Origin of the sequence: Pseudomonas luteola NBRC 103146 (assembly GCF_002091675.1) — a bacterium.
Classification (GTDB): Bacteria; Pseudomonadota; Gammaproteobacteria; order Pseudomonadales; family Pseudomonadaceae; genus Chryseomonas; species Chryseomonas luteola.
Window position 1 is genome coordinate 1 of sequence record NZ_BDAE01000012.1, and the last position, 20,832, is coordinate 20,832.

A 20,832-nucleotide genomic window follows, 5' to 3' on the forward strand; every position below is an offset into this window, starting at 1 on the left:
TCTCTCAACCGGCTTTGAGCCGTCGCATCGATAAACTGGAGGGGGCGCTCGGGGTAAAGCTGTTCGAGCGAACCACACGACGAGTAAGCCTTACCATGGTAGGTCGGGCATTTGCACCGCGGGCCGAACGCCTCCTCAATGACCTGGATGATGCGCTGCTAGGAATAAGCGAAGTGGCTTCCAACCGTACGGGGCGGGTAACCGTGGCCTGCGTTCCTTCTGCGGCATATTACTTCATGCCAAGTGTTATCGCCCGCTACCATGCTATCTATCCCAAGGTACGCATAAAGCTAATTGACACCAGTGCCAACAAGGTATCTGCGGCTGTTATCAGCGGTGAGGCTGATCTAGGCCTAAGCTTTTCCGGCAATCTCGATCAGGACGTAGAGTTTGAATGACTGGTACAGGAGTCTTATGTCGCGGCCTGTCGGTGTGATCATGCGCTGGCAGGGAAAAAAGCGGTACGTTGGGATGAGTTCTATCGCTACGACTACATTGTAGTCGACAAGACATCAGGTAATCGTTTTCTGCTGGACCAAGCACTTGCTCATATTGCACCGGAGCGTCTTAGTATTTGTGAGACCCGTCATGTGACGACCATGCTGGGTATGGTTGAAGCAGGACTTGGCATTGCAGCGGTCCCTGCCATGGCCCTGCCGGCTGGCCATCATCCGGTTCTCACCAGTGTGCCGCTTATTGATCCGGTTGTGGAACGTCACGTAGGTATTATCAAACGGCGCGGCCGCGCCCTTTCTCCAGCCGCAGCCGCTTTGGAAAAGCTGCTTATCGATATGAAAGCGCAGCCGTCAAACAGGCCGGCTTAAGGTACTGAATCCAACCCCGTCGAGCGGACCTGCTGCTGAACCTCCTTGGATGAGAGGTATTGCAGCAATGCTCTAGCCTCCTCTGGATGCGCTGCGCCTTTGGGAATAGCACCTGCAAAACGGGTAACCGACTGAACCGATTCAGGAATTTTCCCTATAAAGGTTACGCCAGGCACAGGCAATAGCTCACTCACCTGTTGAAACCCCAGTTGGTAATCTCCCCTGGCAACCATGGAACCTACCGGATCCTTTTCAATCATCTTTGCCTTCGGTTTTACCTGGGTTTCAATACCGAGTTTCTTGAACAGCTGATTTTGAATGTATACACCACTGGCGCTATCAGAATACGCGATAGAGTCGGCCTTCAGCAGTGAGGCTTTCAGCTTTTCCACGGTATCGATCTCAAGCTTGGGGGAGCCCTTTCGAACCACTGCACCTATACGGGAATCGGCCAGCTCAACTCGAGAGTTCTCCTGAATCTTGCCCTGTTTGATCAGCTCATCAAGAGCATATCCGACCATGATGACTACATCGGCCTGTTCACCTCTTGCCAGGCGATTTGGAATAGCCTCGGGAGACTTGCCCATCGAAGGACCGCGGCTCGTTTGTAAAGTATCCCCGCGCTGGGCGGCAAATTCTGGTGCCAACTGTTGATAGGCGGCAGTAAACCCACCGGATATCATTACCTTTAGATCTGCTGCCTGAGCCGTTCCCACTAGGCTATATCCCAGCAGAGCTACTGCGAACACACTTCTCTTGATAAATGCCGTCATGATTATTCTCGCTTATAGACGATACAGGGGTGTTTCAGGCGGTCTGCAGCTGCAGGGAGCTGCGGCGATACAGGTAGCACGTCGCCAACAGTGCGCAGATAGCTGCAAAACTCATCCAGTAACCAGGCGCGGCCCTATCGCCCGTCGCTTGGATCAGAGCAGTTGAAATGGCTGGGGTAAATCCTCCAAACACAGCGGTAGCCAAGCTATATGCCAGCGAAAAGCCTGCCACCCTGACCTCAACCGGCATAATTTCGGTTAACGCAGGAATCATGGCGCCGTTATATAAGCCATAAAGAAACGACAGCCACAGCAGAACGCCTAACATAAGCCCAAAGCTGGGCGCATCCGCCAGATATGACAGGGCTGGATACGTGGTCACGATAGCAAGTGCAGTCATCGCAATGAGTAATGGCTTGCGCCCGAACCTATCGGATAGCGCCCCGCCAATAGGCAGCCAGATAAAATTTGAGACGGCGACGAGCAGCGTTACCAGCAAGCTGTCCGAGGCACTTAGCTTGAGTACCGTCTTGCCAAACGTAGGCGCATAAACGGTAATCAGATAGAAAGCCGTGGTGGTCATGGCGACCATCAGCATGCCAGCTACTACTACCGTCCAGTTATCCAGCAGAGTCCTTAAAACCTCGTGCATTGCAGGATGATGACGGCGGGTGTTGAACTCCTGAGTTTCCTCAAGCTTGCGTCGTAACACGAAGATAAACGGAACGATCAAACAGCCCAGCAGAAACGGGATGCGCCAGCCCCAATCGGCAATTGCAGACTCGGAAAGCCAGTGGTTGAGTCCAAAACCTAAAGCCGCGGCTACTACGATGGCAACCTGCTGGCTGCCTGACTGCCAACTTGTATAGAACCCCTTTTTACCTGGAGTCGCAATCTCGGCCAGATAGACCGATACACCACCCAGTTCGGCACCTGCGGAAAAGCCCTGGAGTAGACGGCCAGCTAGCACGAGCAAGGGGGCCCAGAACCCTATGCTGTCATAACCCGGCACCAAGACGATCAAGAAGGTCCCGGCAGCCATAATCGAAAGGGTTACGATCAAGCCCTTGCGACGCCCTACCTGATCGATGTATGCACCCAAAATTACAGCCCCCAGAGGGCGCATTAGAAAGCCAGCGCCAAAAACTGCAAAGGTCATCATCAGAGAGGCAAATTCGCTGCTAGCTGGAAAGAAGGCCTTGGCGATATAAGTGGCGTAGAAGCCAAACAGGAAGAAATCAAACTGCTCAAGAAAGTTGCCCGACGTCACGCGGAATATTGCACCAATCTTTGAGCCAGAAGCGGCACTGTGACCATGAGCAGGAACCATAGAACACTCCACGTCTTGTCTCATATGCAGAAGGCATATGTCTTTTTGTAACAAGAAGAGTGGAGAAAAAATATTGATTTGATAAGTGCATATTAGTGATCGACTAATGCGTACACTACATTAATGACATTGCACTGGAGCACACATCTTTAACAGTGCATTACCTGCTAATGCGATGCGTCAGAGGATCAGAGTGGTAGATAAAGGATAGATAACGAGACGTATCCGCTGACTGCCCCTGATATTTCCTTGGTGGGTACGGACGGCCCTATAGGACCGTCCTGCGCAGAACCAACTACTGCGTCCGCGTCACCCGCCATACGGTGTTAGCCAGATCATCAGCGATGATGAGCGCACCGCGTGGATCGACCGTTACGCCCACCGGACGGCCACGGGTTTTCCCGTCATCTCCACGGAACCCTGTTGCAAAATCAACAGGATCACCAGACGGGCGTCCGTTGCTGAATGGTACGAAGACCACCTTGTAACCGACCGGATTCTTTCGGTTCCAGCTGCCGTGCTCGCCAACAAATACGCCATTGGCAAACTTGTCACCCATTTCCGGTATTGAGAAATCCACACCCAGCGCGGCGACATGGGAGCCCAGCGCGTAATCTGGCGCGATGGCAGAAGCAACCTTTTGCGGATTCTCTGGCTTCACTCGAGGATCGACGTTCTTGCCCCAATAACTGTAGGGCCAGCCATAGAATTGGCCCTCACGAACCGAGGTCAGGTAATCCGGAACCAGATCAGGGCCCAGCTCATCCCGTTCGTTCACCACGGCCCATAATTGCCCCGTCTCCGGCTGAATGGTCAATGCTGTCGGGTTACGCAGACCGGTCGCATAGGGTTTGTGAGCGCCCGTTTCAGCGTTGACTTGCCAGACCATTGCGCGATCTACCTCGGCTTCCATGCCGCGCTCGGTAATATTGCTGTTGGAGCCGATGCCCACGTAGAGAAAACGACCATCCGGACTGACCGCCAGCGATTTGGTCCAGTGATGGTTAATTTCCGCAGGCAGATCGGTAATCTTGGTCGGTGGACCGCTGGCCTTGGTTTGACCATCCACATAGTCGAAGCGCACCAGCGCATCCTGATTGGCCACGTACAGCTTACCTTCAAACAAAGCCAGACCGTACGGTGCGTTTAGGTTCTCGGCAAAAACCTCTTGAATCTCGTAGGTACCGTCACCGTTTGCATCGCGCAGTAATGTAAGGCGATTGCCCCCCTTTACCTTAGTATTGCCTTCCGCCTTGATGACCCCGGCAATAACATCTTTTGGCTTGAGTTTCGCTGCGTTACCGCCCCGGCCTTCCGCCACCAGGATGTCCCCGTTGGGTAGTACAAGGGTTTGCCGTGGGATTTTAAGATCCGTTGCGATCGCTCTGACGTCGTAACCCTCAGGCACTTTTGGCTTTTTATCGCCCCAGGGTGCTGGATCAGCAATCTTCATACTCGGTAGCAGGCCGCGCTCGGGATTAGGTAGCTTTGGATCACCACCGTGTGATTGGGTGGCTTCTCCCTCGCCACCGCCACACGCGCTTAGCATTACCGCCATGCTCAGTATCGTCAGTGCATTCGAATTTCTCATCTTGCACCTCCTGAGCGCAGGTTGGTCAGGCCGATCCAGGCTGCAACAACGCTAAGCAACGTTACGACAACCGAGAGAGACAGCCCCATGGGCATCGACGCCCAGGCATCCTTTGCATGCTCGAAGGCATTAACCAGCCCTAGTATCCAGGTAATCAGCAGGAGCAGGAAATACATCAACGGCCGCCTGCCCTTATGATCAGCGCGGATCAGATTGACCAGCGCGAACAATAGCGCCAGCCCGCAGAAGAGTTCACCTCCGACAATCAGCCAGGACGCAAAGTTGTTCCACTGGATCTGGTATGTCTTGGAATAGGCAATGTCGCTGAGCAGTGCGCCAAGAAACAGCGGCACGGTTCCGGCAAGCAGTATTGCATGCAGCGGACCGGGTGTAACTCTATAGGTCGGATGAAGTGCAGTGGTCACGGGAGCTCCTTTTCTCTGTTATGTCTTGCAAAAGCCGTATGCAGGTGTACCGGTGGTCAGGTGCCTGCCGGCGATGCCATAGCAAAGGAACGCAGCGCTTATGTGTTAGTTCACGGCTGCCCATTGAATGAAACATATTGAAACCTCTGAAGGCGCTCTACGCCGGGGCTTCTGCCGATCCGACCCTTCGACATGCTCCAGCAGAAGGAAGCGACCTATACAACAAGAAGGATGTTCTGCACGGCCTGCTTCATCGCAAGTTTCGAAACACACATCCTGTAATCAATGGTCGGAAAACGTATGACTATTGCCGGACCTTTCTGTCCTGAAGGCGGTCCGTCTAAAGCGGCCTTGCTGACGCAGAAGCGGTGAGCCGCCCGTGACCACTCCTGAATGGGCGTGCCCGTGATCGCTGCGAGCCAGCCCCGTCGGCAAATGGATAACGCATGTATCAGGCATGCGCGGCCGTTTTCGAGCGGGTCAAGTCTTGTGGCGAGACGGAACGTCCCAACGATGAGGACTTCCATGAGCGACTCGATATCCCCCAACCGCCGCAGCTTTCTTAAGTCTGTGGGTGTATCCAGCCTAGCCGTCGCCTCGGCTCCAGTTTGGGTTCAGGCCATTCAGGCCGCACCTGTCGACGATACCCAGCAACCTCTACAACCTGGCGAGCAAAGGATCACCCTGAAGGTGAACGGCCAGGCTCACACACTTAATGTTCCTGCTAACGCCATACTGCTTGATGTACTGCGTGACCGTCTGCAGCTGACCGGTACCAAGAAAGGGTGTGACCACGGTCAATGTGGTGCCTGCACCCTGCATGTGAACGGGACGGCAGTGAATTCCTGCCTGTCGCTGGCTGCCAGCCATGACGGTGATGAGATCACCACTATTGAAGGTCTAGAAAAAGACGGCAAGCTACATCCGGTCCAGGAAGCTTTCTGGGAACACGACGCTTATCAGTGTGGCTATTGCACTTCCGGGCAGATCATGAGTGCCGTGGCGATCCTGAATGACCCTTCCATTGGCAGCGACGATTCCAGCGTCCGCGAAGCCATGAGCGGCAATATCTGCCGCTGCGGTGCCTACAAAAACATTCTTGCGGCCATACAGTCGGCCCGCGGCAAGGTGAAGGGGGCCAGCTGATGCGTAGCTTTCAATTTGATGGTGCAACCAGCACCGAGCAAGCGCTAAAGGCTGGCCAGTCAGACCAGGCGATGTACCTGGCTGGCGGCACCACGCTCCTTGATCTCGTGAAGCTTGACGTTATGCAGCCCGAACGGCTGGTGGACATCAACCGTGTAGGCCTCAACAGACTGGAGCGCCAGGACGATGGCAGCGTGCGTATCGGTGCCCTGGTCACCAATACAACGTTGGCTCAAGACAATTACATTGTCCAGGCCTATCCCGTGCTGTCTCAGGCACTGTTAGCAGGCGCTACGACACAATTACGTAACAAGGCCACCACCGCTGGTAACGTCATGCAACGGGTGCGCTGCCACTACTTTCGCGACAACGTTTCGCCCTGCAACAAGCGCAAGCCCGGCAGCGGTTGCTCGGCGATCGAGGGTGACCATCGCTCGGTCCATGCTGTCCTGGGCACCAGCCAGCACTGCATCGCCATGCATCCATCTGACATGTGCGTGGCGATGGCGGCTATTGGTGCGACTGTTCATGTACAAGGTCCCAAGGGTGAGCGGACGATCGACTTCCTCGATTTCCATCTGCTGCCCGGTGATACCCCCGAACGTGAACACGCCCTCGCTCCTGGCGAACTGATTACTGACATCACGCTTGCACCACCACTGGCCAACAGCCGTTCGGGCTACCTGAAACTGCGCGATCGCGCCTCCTATCAGTTCGCGCTGGCGTCGAGCGCTGTCATCGTGCAGATGCAGGGTGATCGCATCACCGACGCGCGTATTGCGCTGGGAGGCGTCGGCACCAAGCCCTGGCGAGCCCATGAAGCGGAACAGTCATTACGCGGTCAGCCCGCCAATGACGAGACCTTCCGCCGTGCAGCGCAGCTAGCGCTACAGGGTGCCACGCCTTATCGGCACAACGCCTACAAAATTCCCCTGGCTCAGCAGGCCATCGTACGTAACCTGCAGACACTTACCGGAGGTATGGCATGAACGACATCATCGGCGCGGGTCCCAGGCGAGTCGACGGGCGACTCAAGGTCACCGGCCATGCCCAATACACTGCCGATCATGGACTTAAACGCATGGCGTATGCCTATGGCGTCTACAGCACCATCGCCAGCGGCCGTGTCACCCGTATCGATACCGATGAGGCTCAGCGCATGCCGGGCGTACTCGGGATCTTCCACCACGGCCATTTCACTGAACTCTATCGCCCACCCAAGATGAAGCTGAACCCAGCTAAGATTGACCGGCTTGTGAAGGTTGATGAAAGCCGTCTGCCGTTCGAGGACGACCGCGTTTATTACGCCGGTCAGTTCGTGGCCATGGTGGTAGCCGACTCCTTTGAACAAGCCCGCGCAGCGGCCTACAGGGTCAAGGTTGAGTATAAGGAAGAGCCCGCCTTAGCCACACTCGCGCAAGCAAAAAAGGAGCAGTCGCCCAAAACTGCCGGCTCGGATTACTCACGCGGAGACCCACAGGCTAGTTTTGACAAGGCAGCCCATCGCATCGATTTCACGTATACCACACCTGTCGAAACCCATAACCCAATGGAGATGCACGCCACGACCGCCTATTGGGAAGGTGATCGATTATTCGTGTATGAATCCACGCAGTCGGTAATCGTGCACCGCAACACCTTAGCCCGTATCTTTGGTTTGAGTCCAGACAAGGTTGAACTGCAATCGCCCTTTATAGGTTCGGGCTTTGGCAGCAAGCTCTGGGCGTGGCCGCACTCCCCTGCCACTTGCGCTGTCGCGCGACTTGTAGGTCGTCCCGTACAGTTTGTGGTGCCACGTCCACAGATGTTTACTACCACCGGCCATCGTCCAGCCACCGAGCAACGACTGCGGCTCGCCACGGACGACCAGGGAAAGCTACTGTCGGTACGACATGAATCGGTCAACAGCACGTCCTTTACTGACCAGAACACCGAGAGCTGCGGTAGCGTGACCAAGAGTCTCTATAGCTGCGCTAACTTGGCTGTTACCCATGCGACCTTGCAGGTCAACCACGGTACGCCTACGTCCATGCGTGCACCGGGCGCTGCACCGGGTCTGTTCGCACTGGAGTCAGCCATGGATGAAATGGCGGAGGCCATTGGCATGGACCCGCTGGCATTTCGCAAACTCAATGCTTCGACTCGGGACGAAAGCAAAGACATGCCTTGGTCCAGTAATCACCTTCAGGAAGCCTTCGAGAAGGCCGCAGCCAAATTTGGTTGGGACAAGCGAACCCCAGAACCCGGCTCGATGCGAGACGGCCATGAGGTAATCGGCTATGGCCTGGCGGCCTGTAACTGGGATGCCATGCGCTGCGCCTGTGAGGCCCGAGTATCACTGCGTGCCGATGGGACGGCTTACGTCACTTGTGGCGCGCAGGATATCGGGACCGGCACCTATACCATCGTTGCCCAGGCCGTGAGCAAGATCACCGGCCTGCCACTGGAAAAGATCACTGTACAGTTGGGTGACTCATCCTTTCCGCCCGGCCCCGTTTCTGGCGGCTCCTGGGCAACCGCCAGCGTTCTACCCGCCGTGGCGGAGGCTACCCGGGACGCTATTGAGCAACTAAAGAGCTTTGCTATAGAGGACGGGCCATTCAAGGGTGCCGACCCCAAAGCCTTGGAGTTCGCTAATGGCCGGCTGGTCAAGGATGGCGAAGCGCTGGATTTTGCCCACCTGCTTACCACACGGCGTTTGAGCAGTGCGGAAGGCGAAGCCCGAACCGAGACAGCGGATAAAAGTGATGTTTCGATCCGCTCCTTTGGTGCTCATTTCGTGGAAGTACGGTGGGACCCGGGTATCTCTCGTCTGCGTGTATCGCGGGTGGTCAGTGCGATAGATGTCGGGCAGGTCATCAACGCCAAAGCCGCCGCGAATCAGGTGGAGGGTGCGATCGTAATGGCTATTGGCATGGCAATGTTCGAGGCTACCAGTTACGACGAGCGCAACGCCATGCCCACCAACAATGACTACGCCGAGTACATGGTGCCGGTACATGCCGACCAGCCGCCGGAACTGGACGTGGTACTGCTTGATTATCCTGACTATGCCCTCAACGAGTTTGGTGCTCGCGGTATCGGTGAAATTGGTATTACAGGGTTGGCGGCTGCCATTGCCAACGCGGTGTATCACGCTACCGGCAAACGCATCCGCGACTTGCCGATCACGCTGGACAAGCTGATGGATGAGGTTCCCCAGGCTGTATGAGTCGCCGCGGCCCAGGGATGGGCGCCGGGGTTACGAAATAAGATATTTCCTGTACGCAGTCGGATCAGCTCTTGCCATCAATACCAAAAACCTTCTATCTCGTACCCGTTAAGGTGGTAATAAATAGGCGGCATTCTTTATCATCAGTGCGCACGGCTCTCTGGCGAGACAATCAAACTTTACCTTAGACTCACGTCTTACTAAAGCTATGTGCAATCATTGCTGAAAGTATGCGATACACCGCGGTTGCTTTTAAGGTAGTCTTAGACCATAGGCTTTAAATAGACGACTCCGCGCCCTACTTGATGATGTTATTTTTGCCTAAAAATAACTAATCTACCCTGATAACACACTATCGACTTCAAAGCAGCTGGGAAACAGTAGCAGGCGCTATTGAGTAATCAGCTGTCGCCTGAAACGGGTCGCTGATCCGTGTTTTAGTGACTTGCTTCAAAAAGATGTTCATTAATCAGGTGAGCAAGCCGGTTACTTAAGTTTGAACGCCTATACTTTTGACCACATTAATCGCGTAGACTAGCACCAGCTTCTTATTATATTTTAAGTCATCCAGACGTGCCGGCTAAGGCGTATCCGGGTGAAACTTTCACATCATAAACGTTAAGGTATTTATGTCCAAGCTTGCAGAATTTCGTGCTGCCGAAGAACAATTAAAGGCCCAGCTACAGCTACTCGAATCTCTCAAAAACGATGAATCTCTACAGCGTGAAATCGAGTTTGAATCCAAGCTTCAAACACTGATGAGCGATTATGGCAAAAACCTGGGCGACATTATTGCCATTATTGATCCGGGTTATTCTCGCAAACCACGTGGCTTGGTTGCGCACCCAGAAAAGGCGCCCCGCCGTGCACGCTCCGTCAAGCGTTACAAGCACCCTGAAACAGGCGAAGTGATCGAGACCAAGGGCGGCAACCACAAGACGCTCAAAGCCTGGAAGGCTGAGCATGGTGCTGACGTGGTTGAAGGCTGGCTTCAGTAAGTACCACGCTTATACGGCTGCCTATTCAGCAACCTGCAGAGTAGGCGGCCGTAACGCCCTATAGTGCTACTGCTAGAGCAAAGAGGGGTTAATACAAGGTATTTTCGCAAGCCGGCCAGGCAACGCACGGTCATAGACATCGCCATCAATTTCCGACCTGGATAACACTTTTAATATCTGACCTGGCGTTGGTAATGTGGCCCGGCCGATATGGCTGGCATCGTCCCAAAGCCCAGAGCGAATAATAAATCTACTGCACTGAAAGTAGACAGCGTTAACGCTGCCCCGGATTACTGTTTTGGGTGCCTGGTTGTTTACAGCAAAACGCGAAAGAAGATCAGGCTAAAGAGTGATTTTAGCTGCCCCGTTTACACGAAGGGTCTCGCCTACACCAGGGAGAAGAAAAAGTAGTGCTACACGTGGATCCTGAATGATGTTGCGCAAGCTGTCGATTCGGTTATTCCCTCTTCGATCCGGTAGTAATGGCGTTCAACTATTTTCAATATGTGTGACTCTGCGCGGTGAGGCATCAAGCCCCCAGGCACGGCAGTAGTATGGTTCGAAATAGATATAGCACTAGCGGCTTCAAAGATGGACGTAGCTCGTCCTAATGAGCACAGAACAATTTGAACGCTATTAGAACCTAATCGACAGACCACCAAAGTTCTAGACAATAGAGATTGTTTTTGGCCTGCTGAATCATTTAGATCTGGACCTTCATTCCATAATCTTCGTCCTCAACCTGAAGAGCAGCAAATTGGAATTGGAGATCATGCTGAAGGTGCTCAATTAAAGCATTGGCAACTGCTAGTGCGTTTCGAGATGGTTTTTCTTTAGTGTACTGACCAAGCGAGCCTTGGAAGAAACGCGCCAATTCTTCGATAGCCTCATCGCTTAAGCCTAAGCAGCGCACACTTGAAGACTCATCCAAACCTCTATGCGCCTGTTGGTGAGCGAACTTGAAGGTAAACAGAAGACCGCCTTCTTGATATACGGTACTAGAAGCGGCTGCTAAGCCTTCCAAAAAACCAAGCGTACGGTCGCTAAGCATAAAATCTCTAATATTTTGGCTAAAGGGCGAGCTTCAGCCAGTCCCAGTGAGCGAAGCGAACGACCTTGAACACTGGTTAGGCTCGACCGACAGGCTTAACGCTGGAGCTAATCGAATAGCTTGCTTCTTCGTGCACCGCTCTGAAATATAGCGAAATCGCTTCAGACAAACTTTGGATTTGGATGCTATTAAACTCCAGCGTGGCTAGCCGCCCAGGCGACCAGTCAACGAGCTGCCATGAGGGCAGTGCGGCAAATACTTGCTGTGCGAAGGCGTTGGGCGGCCGCTCTGAGCTATAGGCAAAGTCAACGATGTTACCGTATACGCTGACCCAGTGAATGGGCTTAGCATCGCTACTTAGCGTTACGATCAAATGCGGATTTAAAGGTAGTAGGTCATCGGTGCTGCACTGAAGGGCCGCAGCAATGAGATGAGCGATATTTTTCTGATGCATCCTAAAGCCTAACTATTATTAGACGTCATGTGACGGATAACACGCTGGGCGCGTTTGACGGATAACCTTCCTTGTCATCTTCATTATTTCTGTCTAGGGAGAACGTTCGCGAGGTGCGCAGACTGTATAAGGGGATTATCCATCATGCAAGAGGAGCCCTCCTCCTGTAGTAAATTACCTCACTCAACCGGAACGAAACGTGTCTATAGCGACAAGCAGAGAGGCGTTCGTTTAAAGCAGAAGCACCTGAACATACTGCACGGCTGGTTCGTGATGAATAGATTTACTCAAACGAACTGCTTAGCCATACCTACTCAACGCAATGCCCTAACCTTAACGCACTGATCGTCAGGTTTGTGTCGAAGCGTGGTGCAGGTTATCTGAATAACCTGCACCAGCATTTCTTGCGATACGAAACGGACAGTCTTTACCGCATCGCGGCCAGGCTTTTAAACCATGTTGCCTTTTACTTACCCAACACAACGCTACGCGCCGCGAGCCTCGCTTTCCTGAAGTCAAAGTGGATTCCCAAGGCTTTTGCCTTGGCCCGCGACTCTTCCATTAGAGCATTCAACTGTTCACGGCGCTGCTGGAGGGTAGTTGTCATTATTCTCACCTCTATTGATGTTATCCATTCCCTTGGCGACTTTTGCTATCCCTACGTTCAATAGATAGGTAATTAGTGACTGGCCGCTAAATGGTAGGACAGAGCCAAATTAAAAAGTTGCCTTGCTGAAAAAATAAGTTACGTAGCCTTTGATCGGAACCTGTACGAGTAAGCAGCTAAGGCTTACCTGCGACTGACTTTAAAGTCGTCAAATAGGGTCATGACTCTGCTATCAGATTTTCTATTTGGCTTTTGGCCAGCGCTTAAAGCCACTTTTAAGTCCCTTCCGTGACTGATTGTCCCCCTCTTGCATTATCCGTTTGCCGGTTCACAAATGCTGATAAGAAGAATTGAGCAAATCAGAGGTTTTCTAAAAAGGTAACTCACTGGCTAAAGCTATTCCTAGCTTTTGTATTTAAGGCTTAATGAGGCTGTGGTGTAAAACCTACACAAGCAGTTCCTGTCGCTCTATCTCAGGCCTTTCATAAAGGCTTCATGCGACGAGTCTAAAGTGTGGATGTGCTGACTTGCGGTCAGGCGCAGGCAGTTCATGTGCTTAAAGCAACATGGTAACTCCTGGCCACTTGTCCTGTAATAAACCCATGTGGAGAACATTAGTGGACAAGGCTTACGAAGGAAAGAATGTACTGATCACCGGCGCTACGGGCTTTATTGGTTCGATGTTGCTCAAGACCCTGTTGGAAAAACTCGAAGGTGTCGGTCGGATTTACTGCCTTTATCATACAACGCCTCCTTCTCAAGCTTATGCTCATGACAAACGAGTCGTATGGATAAAGGGCGATATCAGGAAGGAAAATTGGGACATTGCCACCTCTTGGCTGCAGGAAATCAGGAAGGATGTGGACATTGTTTTCCACCTGGCTGCGTATACCCGTTGGGATACCGACATACAGGATCAGGTACACGCCAACACGCTGTCTGCTCTACAGGGTGCAACGCTTGTCGCTACCTTTGAAAAACGTGCACTATTTTTGGTTACATCCAGCTATTGGGCACTATGTAATCGCTCAGCGACGGAGCATATTGAGGAACGAATCTATCAGGACTCAACGGCGGAATCTGAACTGGAAGAGATCGTCACGAAAGGAGGCAGCGCAAGGCTTAGTGAATGGCCTAATGCTTACGCCTATTCAAAGAATCTGATGGAACGCCTATTACACCAGCGCTACCCTCACCTCCCTATTATGGTCGCGCGCATTACTTCAGTCACAGGCGCCTGGGCCTATCCAAGTAAAGGTTATTGCAATTTTTCCATCTCCCTGCCCGCTTTCATCCGATCCATTGCGCTTGGAGGCGTTAAACATTTCCCGGTATCCATGAAAACGGCGATCAACGACATGATCCCCGTGGATATTTGCGTCAATATGTTATTGGCAAATGCCGTAGACCCTTCAAATAGCCTGTTTCAGGTTATCCATTGTTCATCCGCTACACGCAATATTCCTACATTGGGTCAGGTGGCTGAAATGGCTGGCCATATCAGCTATTTCGAGAATCAGTACGAGTTTGACGAGGCGTTGGCTCACCTGAATGAAAAACAGGCAAAGCTTAATAGAGTCATCGTTGAAGCGTATGGATTCGCGATGGAGAACCGCTTCATTTTCAACGATGCCCAGGTACGTCGGCCGTTGCAGTGGATGTCACAGGACGCTCTCGCCAAGTTTCCTATTGATGTCGAAGAGCTGGAATGGACTGCCATAATTGCAGCGATGAAAAAGGAACTGTCCCTACTGGCGACTGCCAGGGCCGCGTAATCAGGGCTGACGGAACTAAGGCGAGAGGACTTGAGTAATAACCTCTCGCCTACTTTATTTTCATATTGATCGAAATCGGGCCTACAACGGATAGAGAATTGCTACGCCGTTAAACTCATCCATTCAATAACGTAGCGCGCTCATGTCTCACCTAGACTCCGTTGAGGACGCGCCCCACTCCGTAGCTGATCCGCTCCTGGTGCAGCTCAAATAACCAAGTGCTTAGAGCTTCCCTTTGCACCAAAACCGCTGTTCAACCATCACGAATTGAACGAAGCCACACCGGAACGGGTCAGCTAAATAGCCTCGTCGTACAGACCAGGCTACACCTATTTGAACTGCCTGGAGGTAATCTTTATGGATAACAAAGCGGTAATTTCTGAGCTGAACGACTTGATTGAAACCTGTCTGGATGGCTACAAGGGGTTTCAGGAATGCGCCGATGACCTGAAGGATCCGAAACTCAAGTCAACCATGGCAGCCCGCGCACAGGATTGCAGCACAGCTGCAACCGAGCTTCAGCAACTCGTAACCAAGCTAGGCGGTGATCCGGAGCAAAAGGCCAGCGTATCGGGCGCCCTCCACCGCAAGTGGGTCGATATCAAATCGTCAATTACAGGTAAGAGTGACGAAGCGATTTTAAATGAATGCGAGCGCGGCGAAGATGTCGCTCTCAAGAGCTACAAGCAGGCGCTTGAAAAGGATTTGCCTGCGGATGTTCGCGCTGTCGTAGAGCGGCAGCTGCAAGGGGTGCAACGAAACCATGACCAGGTCAAGGCACTCAGAGACGCTGCACGAGCAAGCTAAGCCCTTAGGCGCCGCAAAGAGATGCCTTGCAAGAGGCTCTCTTTCGGCTCGGCTTTCAGCGGTGATGAGCACCTTCTACGACGCGTATATCAAGCAAAAATTGCTAGCATTAATCTACGCTCCGCCAGCTCAACAGTAACCTGGGAGGCTGGGTATCAATCACTGGCGTAGTTATAAAACTTGCTCAAGCGTCTCGCTCGTTCACTCTCGCTTTCTAGGGCATAAAGCCTGCGGTAGAACTGGCTGCGGTTTACCCCATTACTCTCACAGGCCTCGGTTACGGGTACACCTTTTATCAGAAAGTCTTCCAAGGCGCGAATAACCCGTTCCCCCCGGATGGAAGTACCCTCCAGTAACAGGTCAAAGTGCTCACGCTCAAGTGCTCCAGGTTTCAAGAAGGACAATGTACGGGCGCGCATGGCTCTCTCAGCAGTCTAATGACAGGTATGTGTAACAGGTAGGCGAGTAATCGTTGAGATAGAGGCAGGTCGCCTCTAGATACCACTATACCTGAGTTACCTTAATAGGTTATCAATAGTATAGCTTGTTTTTAGCAGATGGAACCTCCAGTTTCTGCTCTTCTGGTGTATCGAATGTTCAAGCCACAATGCGGGTTAGAGGCCTGGTAAACCGCTTATAGCCTTGCAAGCTGAGATCTATACCTTAAATCACAGCGGCGCTATCCGAGTTGGAATTTGTCTGAGCGCTCATCACTAACAGTGACGTAAGGTTGAAGCAAGGCGTAATTAGCTACGCCTTGCTTCACTAGCCCACAATGGTTATGTACATAATCCTCAAACTTGATTCGTCTGGGATACGCTCTCCGTTACCGATGAGCTATCAACTCCACAAAACGAGTTGAAACATGACTTGCCATGCCCTTCGCCAGTTCCTCTTCCCCGAAGAACACCGTACCGACTCCATCCCGCCGCAGGAGCTGTGATTCATCCTCACTGTGAGTGCGAACGACAACCTCTACTTCTGGATTTAACGTTTTGGCGGTTTCTACCATTTGGCGCGCGTTGAGTGGATCAGGAGTTGCGATGACCAGCATAGCGGCCTTGGCAATATGGGCCTGGATAAGCACAGCAGGGTCCGCAGCATCGCCGGAAACAGCCGCTTTGCCTTCCTTACGCAACTGATCCACCATTTCCCTGTTCTGCTCAGCAATGACGTAAGGAATCCCCTGTTCGTCCAATACCTTTGCTATCCGCCGCCCAACTCGTCCATAACCAACTAGAACAATTTGGCGCTCCAGGTATTTACGGTCCGTATCCATGGGAAGTTCAGCATAAGGGTCCTGCCTACTTTCAAGCTCGCGTGCAAACGACGAGCGCGCCAGCACCCAACGGCGTACGGGCTCGATCAGGGTAAACAATAGCGGATTGATCGCAATCGAGACGAGCGCACCGGCCAATACCAAGCTCATCCCCTCCTGCGTTAGCAGCCCCAGCGTCAAACCGAGACCGCCTAATATGAAAGAGAACTCTCCTATCTGGGCAAGACTCGCAGCTACCGTCATGCCGGTAGTGAGCGGATAGCGTAGCGACAATGTGATAACCAGCGCTGCCAGCGATTTTCCCAGCACAATGATAGCCACAACGGCCAGCACATGGACCGGCTCCTGGACCAGGATCATGGGGTCGAACAGCATCCCTACGGATACAAAGAACAATACCGAGAAGGCGTCACGCAATGGCAAGGACTCTTCGGCAGCCCGATGGCTGAATTTGGACTCCCTCATTACCATACCGGCAAAGAAAGCACCCAACGCAAAAGATACATTAAAGAGCTTGGATGCACCGAAGGCAATACCGATGGCAATCGCGACGACCGCTAGCGTGAAGAGTTCGCGAGAGCCTGTTCGCGCCACTTGCCAGAGCAGCCATGGCAGCGCTCGGCGTCCGGCAATGAGCATCAGCGCGACGAAGGCAACGATCTGCAGGAGGGTTTTCCCAAGCGTTACCCAGAGTAGCCCGTCCTGCGCGGGCAATGCTTCGCTGGTACTACCGAGCATGCCTGCCAGTGGAGGTAGCAGTACCAGCACCAGTACGGTTGCCAGATCTTCAACGACCAGCCAGCCGACGGCAATACGGCCGTTCATGCTGTCTAGCACTCCGCGCGCCTCCAATGCTTTAAGCAGCACGACAGTACTGGCACACGACAGGCAAAGACCAAAGATAAGGCCGTTACCCCAGCTCCAGCCCCACCAGTGAGCCAGTACAGCGCCCAGTACCGTGGCGAGACTCATTTGTACGATAGCGCCAGGAATGGCGATGCGCTTGACCGAAAGCAGGTCACCAATGGAAAAGTGCAGCCCTACGCCAAACATCAGCAGCATCACACCAATCTCGGAAAGCTCCGAGGCGATGTGCATGTCAGCAACAAAACCGGGTGTGGACGGGCCAATGAAAATGCCTGCCAACAAATAACCAATCAGTGCGGGTATTCGCATCTTTTCGGCCAAAAAGCCCAGTATCAACGCGACAACAAGTCCCGCAGCAATCGTCGTAATAAGGGGAATGTTGTGCTCCATAGAACTCCTTCTAACGTGTCCAGTATTCATCCGCTAGATATGAGCATAACTGGCCGGACTTTCATTCACCCTTACTGATTGGATAAAAAAATGTCCTTTCATTACAGGATGTTAATGGCATCCTTTCGGTATGGGTAATAGTTTGATGGACAATGCAAGGTTCCGTGCCCGCGTACGGGTTCAGGCTTGAGCGGCCTTTACTTCCTTATAAAGACGAAGATTGGAACAAACTACGCTGCGATAGGTATTTTGAGCGCTGTCATGTTTGCTTTTGGTGGTTATCTTGACTACAGGAATTTCCAAAAGGAAAAGCAATAAAAAGTTAGCCGAGACCTCTAGTTAGGGGCGAACAAACTCAGCGACTCCAAGAGGCAAGCAGATTGCCCCTTGGAGTACGTTAGATGTCGGCTCAATGCGTGCGTTTAGATTGGGTAGAAGGTAGAAAGATCGTAAGAATCCCCAAGAGCGGCATGAATGAGCACAGCGTGTAGACGTACTCGATACCACGCAGGTCCGCCAGATGGCCCAGCGCTGCGGCTGCAATACCACTAAAGCCGAACATAAGCCCAAAGAATACACCGGCGATCATGCCTACGTTGCCGGGCACCAGCTCTTGGGCATAGACCACAATGGCGGAAAAGGCCGACGCCAGGATAAATCCAATAATCACGCTCAACACGCTGGTCCAGAAGAGATCAACGTACGGCATGGCCAACGTAAACGGCGCGGCCCCCAGAATGGAAAACCAGATTACCGCCTTGCGCCCGATCCTGTCGCCAATGGGACCACCAAAGAACGTACCTGCTGCCACTGCGCCCAGAAACAGGAACAGATGCAGCTGGGAGCTGGCCACCGACAAGTGAAACTTCTCGATCAGATAAAACGTGAAATAGCTGGTGATGCTGGCCATGTAGATATATTTGGAGAAAACCAGCAAGGCCAGGACGACCAAGGCTCCCGTGATCTGGCGGCGAGACAGCCCATGCGTAGCTTCACGTCCCTTCTTTTTCCCCGCCGTATTCAAGTGCCCTCGATACCAGAGGCTAAGCCGATATTGCACGCCGATGGCAAAGAGTCCGAACAGGCCGAACCACACGATATTGGATTGGCCGAAAGGGATGATGATCGCTGCAGCGAGCAATGGCCCTACGGCGGTTCCTGCGTTGCCTCCTACCTGGAAAGTAGACTGAGCCAGACCAAAGCGGCCACCGGAAGCCAGACGGGCAACCCGCGAGGTCTCAGGATGAAAGGTGGATGAGCCAACCCCAATCAGCGCCGAGGCTACCAGTATGGTCGAAAAGGTATCGACAAACCCCAGCATCAGGATGCCTATCAATGTACAGACAGCGCCAGCCGGAAGCAGAAACGGTTTTGGATGGCGATCCGTATAGAAACCAATCCACGGCTGTAGCAAAGAAGCTGTGACCTGAAAGGTCAGCGTAATCAGCCCTACCTGGGTAAAGGTCAGACCGTAATTTTCCCTCAGCATGGGATAAATGGATGGGAGGACCGACTGGATAAGGTCATTGATCAGGTGCGCGAGCGCGCAAGAGAAAACAATGCTCATCACAAGGGGATTGGCGGCAGAGGCTGAACGGATGGAAGTGTCAGCCTGGGCAGTAGGCACGGACATGAACGGTACTCGTTATACTCATTGTTTGGTACCGTACTGTGCCATTTCGTAAGCATGGTATCTAGATACAATTCGAAACAGTGTGCAGGTCCGGTTGCGGTTTACTTATAAGCAAGGCAAATACGGCACCTTAAAAGCCACATGCTATCCAGTATGAAAGACGACCGGCAGGAAGACCTCACTGGCACCAGCGAGGCGGATCAATTCAGTACTCAAGACGTTACCCGGACCAGAGCCACGACGCCGCTCCATCACAGGCACATCAGTTGGGATTGATTGAGGCTACCATCCTGCCGTTTATGAAGGATCACTTTACAAGACGCTGAGCCTCTTTTAGCAGGTCTCACATCAGTGATTTATCGTAAAAAGGGCAAGTAAGGCAAAACTACCCAAGGCCGACATCCCAGCCTGTATCTTCTTCAATATTCTCTGCAACAACCTGCTTTGTATGCGCATGCCACACCTCCTGCAAAGAACTATTACCCATTTCTGAAAGCACTTCTAATAGACAGCCGTAAAACGCTGTATCACTACAGGACCGGCTAAACGGTATAGCTGTTTGTCAGACTGCAACCCTTTTCTGAACCAAGAAATACCGAGCCGATATCAAAGTAGAAGCGTTGTAATAGCACGGGCTATTAGAGGCGAGCTGAAAAATAGCCCGGACGGATATCTGTTCTGAGAGGAATAAGACAGTACAACGTCCATCCAGGCTAAAGGCCTAGCTTCAACTTACTAGCAGGACCGCTAGCACGGTAAAGATACTCAATTAGGGGATGAGAAGTTCGTCAGAAACGGTAAAGGTAAGTAAATAATCGATACAAAGGAGTAGGTCAGCATGAGGTTTTCAAGGTTCTTTTAAGACACGCCGCCTTTAATCAACAGCTGAACGGGAGATGACCTCTTGTATAAACCTCAAATCGGCCCTCGTACCAGAATGCACTGTTCGGCCTTGCGCAGCTCGGATACAAGATTGGTTATCCAGCAGGAGCAACAGGAGCGACCCGCCATCCGTAAGTGAATTATTACTCGCGGAGCCTCAAACTGTTACTCTACTGTATCGGGAACCCAATTTCTCAGATGCCGTTATTGAACGACCTACCTTAAAGACAGAACGTTGTGTCCTCTTTAGGATGAGGGATAATCAACAAAGCGTTTGCTCTAGGGTGCCCTAGCGAGGAAAGACGCCGCTGCGATGCTGTAATGGAATATGGCCGCGTTGCTTCTTCCACTCCAAAGCATGTGTTTAAAGCATCATGTGTCCGCACTGTGCCTGCCGGGCACTAAGTTCTATCAGACCGTGGGTCGTAAAGGTAAAACGTACGGCTAGACAGCCTACGTTAATGCAAATGCTGACTATACTCATGGGAGCCACATTCCGCATTAGTAAAACAGGTAGACACCAATGCGCAGAAACAGGGAAGAAATGATTGCCATGCTTGAATCCCGAGTTCATCACGAAGCTCTCTGGTTCAGCCGCATCCCTTTGCTCATTGGCATCGTAGCGGCGGTCGTTGTTTGCTTGGGCTACGCTTCATCTCATTGGACGTTCATGGCGGTTGGGCTTTTTGTCCTGATTATCGGCTTTAGCACCCAGGCGGTGCTCTGGTTTGGCCTGAGAGATTTGAATCGTCGTCGCTAGCACTCTCCAAAAGATTTAACGAAAGCCCT

The 20,832-nt window shown here is 52.5% G+C and carries 17 protein-coding genes and 1 pseudogene; 8 read left to right on the plus strand and 10 right to left on the minus strand.

All coding sequences use genetic code 11. The features are described from left to right. Window positions 1-824: pseudogene (locus PLU01S_RS13875) on the plus strand (LysR substrate-binding domain-containing protein); the annotation flags it as partial. Here PLU01S_RS13875 and PLU01S_RS13880 read toward each other — a convergent pair. The 5 genes from PLU01S_RS13880 to PLU01S_RS25725 form a co-directional block, all read right to left on the minus strand. Then, window positions 821-1,597, minus strand: a complete 777-nt coding sequence (locus tag PLU01S_RS13880) for a substrate-binding domain-containing protein (protein ID WP_074825856.1) — start codon at window positions 1,595-1,597, stop codon at window positions 821-823. The pseudogene PLU01S_RS13875 and the gene PLU01S_RS13880 overlap by 4 nt on opposite strands. Window positions 1,598-1,631: 34 nt before the next feature. After that, window positions 1,632-2,927: an MFS transporter gene (gene tcuC, locus PLU01S_RS13885; protein WP_074825860.1), complete on the minus strand. Its 1,296-nt coding sequence runs from the start codon at window positions 2,925-2,927 to the stop codon at window positions 1,632-1,634. A 295-nt stretch (window positions 2,928-3,222) separates the two neighbouring features. Then, window positions 3,223-4,518 carry a PQQ-dependent sugar dehydrogenase gene (locus tag PLU01S_RS13890; RefSeq protein ID WP_074825863.1) on the minus strand — a complete coding sequence of 432 codons (1,296 nt, stop codon included), beginning with the start codon at window positions 4,516-4,518 and terminating at the stop codon, window positions 3,223-3,225. Next, window positions 4,515-4,943, minus strand: coding sequence for a DUF2231 domain-containing protein (locus PLU01S_RS13895; protein WP_074825865.1), 429 nt, complete (start codon window positions 4,941-4,943; stop codon window positions 4,515-4,517). Before PLU01S_RS13895 ends, PLU01S_RS13890 begins: the two co-directional genes overlap by 4 nt. 215 nt (window positions 4,944-5,158) lie before the next feature. Continuing rightward, the gene (locus PLU01S_RS25725; protein WP_074825867.1) at window positions 5,159-5,470 is read right to left on the minus strand and encodes a hypothetical protein; all 312 of its coding nucleotides are present in this window, start codon (window positions 5,468-5,470) and stop codon (window positions 5,159-5,161) included. Here PLU01S_RS25725 and PLU01S_RS13905 point away from each other — a divergent pair. The 4 genes from PLU01S_RS13905 to PLU01S_RS13920 all read left to right on the plus strand — a co-directional run bounded on the left by PLU01S_RS13905 (window position 5,469) and on the right by PLU01S_RS13920 (window position 10,298). Next, window positions 5,469-6,089: a (2Fe-2S)-binding protein gene (locus PLU01S_RS13905; protein ID WP_074825869.1), complete on the plus strand. Its 621-nt coding sequence runs from the start codon at window positions 5,469-5,471 to the stop codon at window positions 6,087-6,089. The two genes, PLU01S_RS25725 and PLU01S_RS13905, sit on opposite strands and share 2 nt — an antisense overlap. After that, window positions 6,089-7,078, plus strand: a complete 990-nt coding sequence (locus tag PLU01S_RS13910) for an FAD binding domain-containing protein (protein WP_074825870.1) — start codon at window positions 6,089-6,091, stop codon at window positions 7,076-7,078. Before PLU01S_RS13905 ends, PLU01S_RS13910 begins: the two co-directional genes overlap by 1 nt. Beyond that, a complete protein-coding gene (locus PLU01S_RS13915; RefSeq protein ID WP_074825872.1) occupies window positions 7,075-9,300 on the plus strand; it encodes a xanthine dehydrogenase family protein molybdopterin-binding subunit in 2,226 nt (741 codons plus the stop codon). The genes PLU01S_RS13910 and PLU01S_RS13915 overlap by 4 nt, the downstream gene beginning before the upstream one ends. Before the next feature lie 629 nt (window positions 9,301-9,929). Then, the gene (locus tag PLU01S_RS13920) at window positions 9,930-10,298 is read left to right on the plus strand and encodes a histone-like nucleoid-structuring protein, MvaT/MvaU family (RefSeq protein ID WP_010799111.1); all 369 of its coding nucleotides are present in this window, start codon (window positions 9,930-9,932) and stop codon (window positions 10,296-10,298) included. A 703-nt stretch (window positions 10,299-11,001) separates the two neighbouring features. Here the strand turns inward: PLU01S_RS13920 and PLU01S_RS13930 are convergent. Next, the gene (locus PLU01S_RS13930) at window positions 11,002-11,349 is read right to left on the minus strand and encodes a hypothetical protein (protein WP_074825874.1); all 348 of its coding nucleotides are present in this window, start codon (window positions 11,347-11,349) and stop codon (window positions 11,002-11,004) included. A gap of 920 nt (window positions 11,350-12,269) precedes the next feature. Beyond that, a complete protein-coding gene (locus PLU01S_RS25730) occupies window positions 12,270-12,410 on the minus strand; it encodes a hypothetical protein (RefSeq protein WP_010799109.1) in 141 nt (46 codons plus the stop codon). 617 nt (window positions 12,411-13,027) lie between these two features. Between PLU01S_RS25730 and PLU01S_RS13940 the strand changes: the two genes are divergently transcribed. Both PLU01S_RS13940 and PLU01S_RS13945 read left to right on the plus strand, forming a co-directional pair. Beyond that, entirely contained in the window at window positions 13,028-14,185 is a 1,158-nt protein-coding gene (locus PLU01S_RS13940) for an SDR family oxidoreductase (protein WP_074825884.1), read from the plus strand. Window positions 14,186-14,542: 357 nt separating this feature from the next. Then, a complete protein-coding gene (locus PLU01S_RS13945; RefSeq protein WP_010799107.1) occupies window positions 14,543-14,992 on the plus strand; it encodes a PA2169 family four-helix-bundle protein in 450 nt (149 codons plus the stop codon). A gap of 155 nt (window positions 14,993-15,147) precedes the next feature. Here the strand turns inward: PLU01S_RS13945 and PLU01S_RS13950 are convergent, their stop codons facing one another. From PLU01S_RS13950 to PLU01S_RS13960, 3 genes are all read right to left on the minus strand, one after another. Continuing rightward, window positions 15,148-15,411 (minus strand): PapB/FocB family fimbrial expression transcriptional regulator, encoded by a 264-nt coding sequence (locus tag PLU01S_RS13950; RefSeq protein WP_010799106.1) that lies wholly within the window; start codon window positions 15,409-15,411, stop codon window positions 15,148-15,150. 407 nt (window positions 15,412-15,818) lie between these two features. Next, window positions 15,819-17,528 (minus strand): cation:proton antiporter domain-containing protein, encoded by a 1,710-nt coding sequence (locus PLU01S_RS13955; protein ID WP_074825886.1) that lies wholly within the window; start codon window positions 17,526-17,528, stop codon window positions 15,819-15,821. A 409-nt stretch (window positions 17,529-17,937) separates the two neighbouring features. After that, window positions 17,938-19,161 carry an MFS transporter gene (locus PLU01S_RS13960; protein WP_074825889.1) on the minus strand — a complete coding sequence of 408 codons (1,224 nt, stop codon included), beginning with the start codon at window positions 19,159-19,161 and terminating at the stop codon, window positions 17,938-17,940. A 1,405-nt stretch (window positions 19,162-20,566) separates the two neighbouring features. Here PLU01S_RS13960 and PLU01S_RS13965 point away from each other — a divergent pair. Beyond that, window positions 20,567-20,803, plus strand: coding sequence for a hypothetical protein (locus PLU01S_RS13965; protein ID WP_010799101.1), 237 nt, complete (start codon window positions 20,567-20,569; stop codon window positions 20,801-20,803). Window positions 20,804-20,832 lie beyond the last annotated feature (29 nt).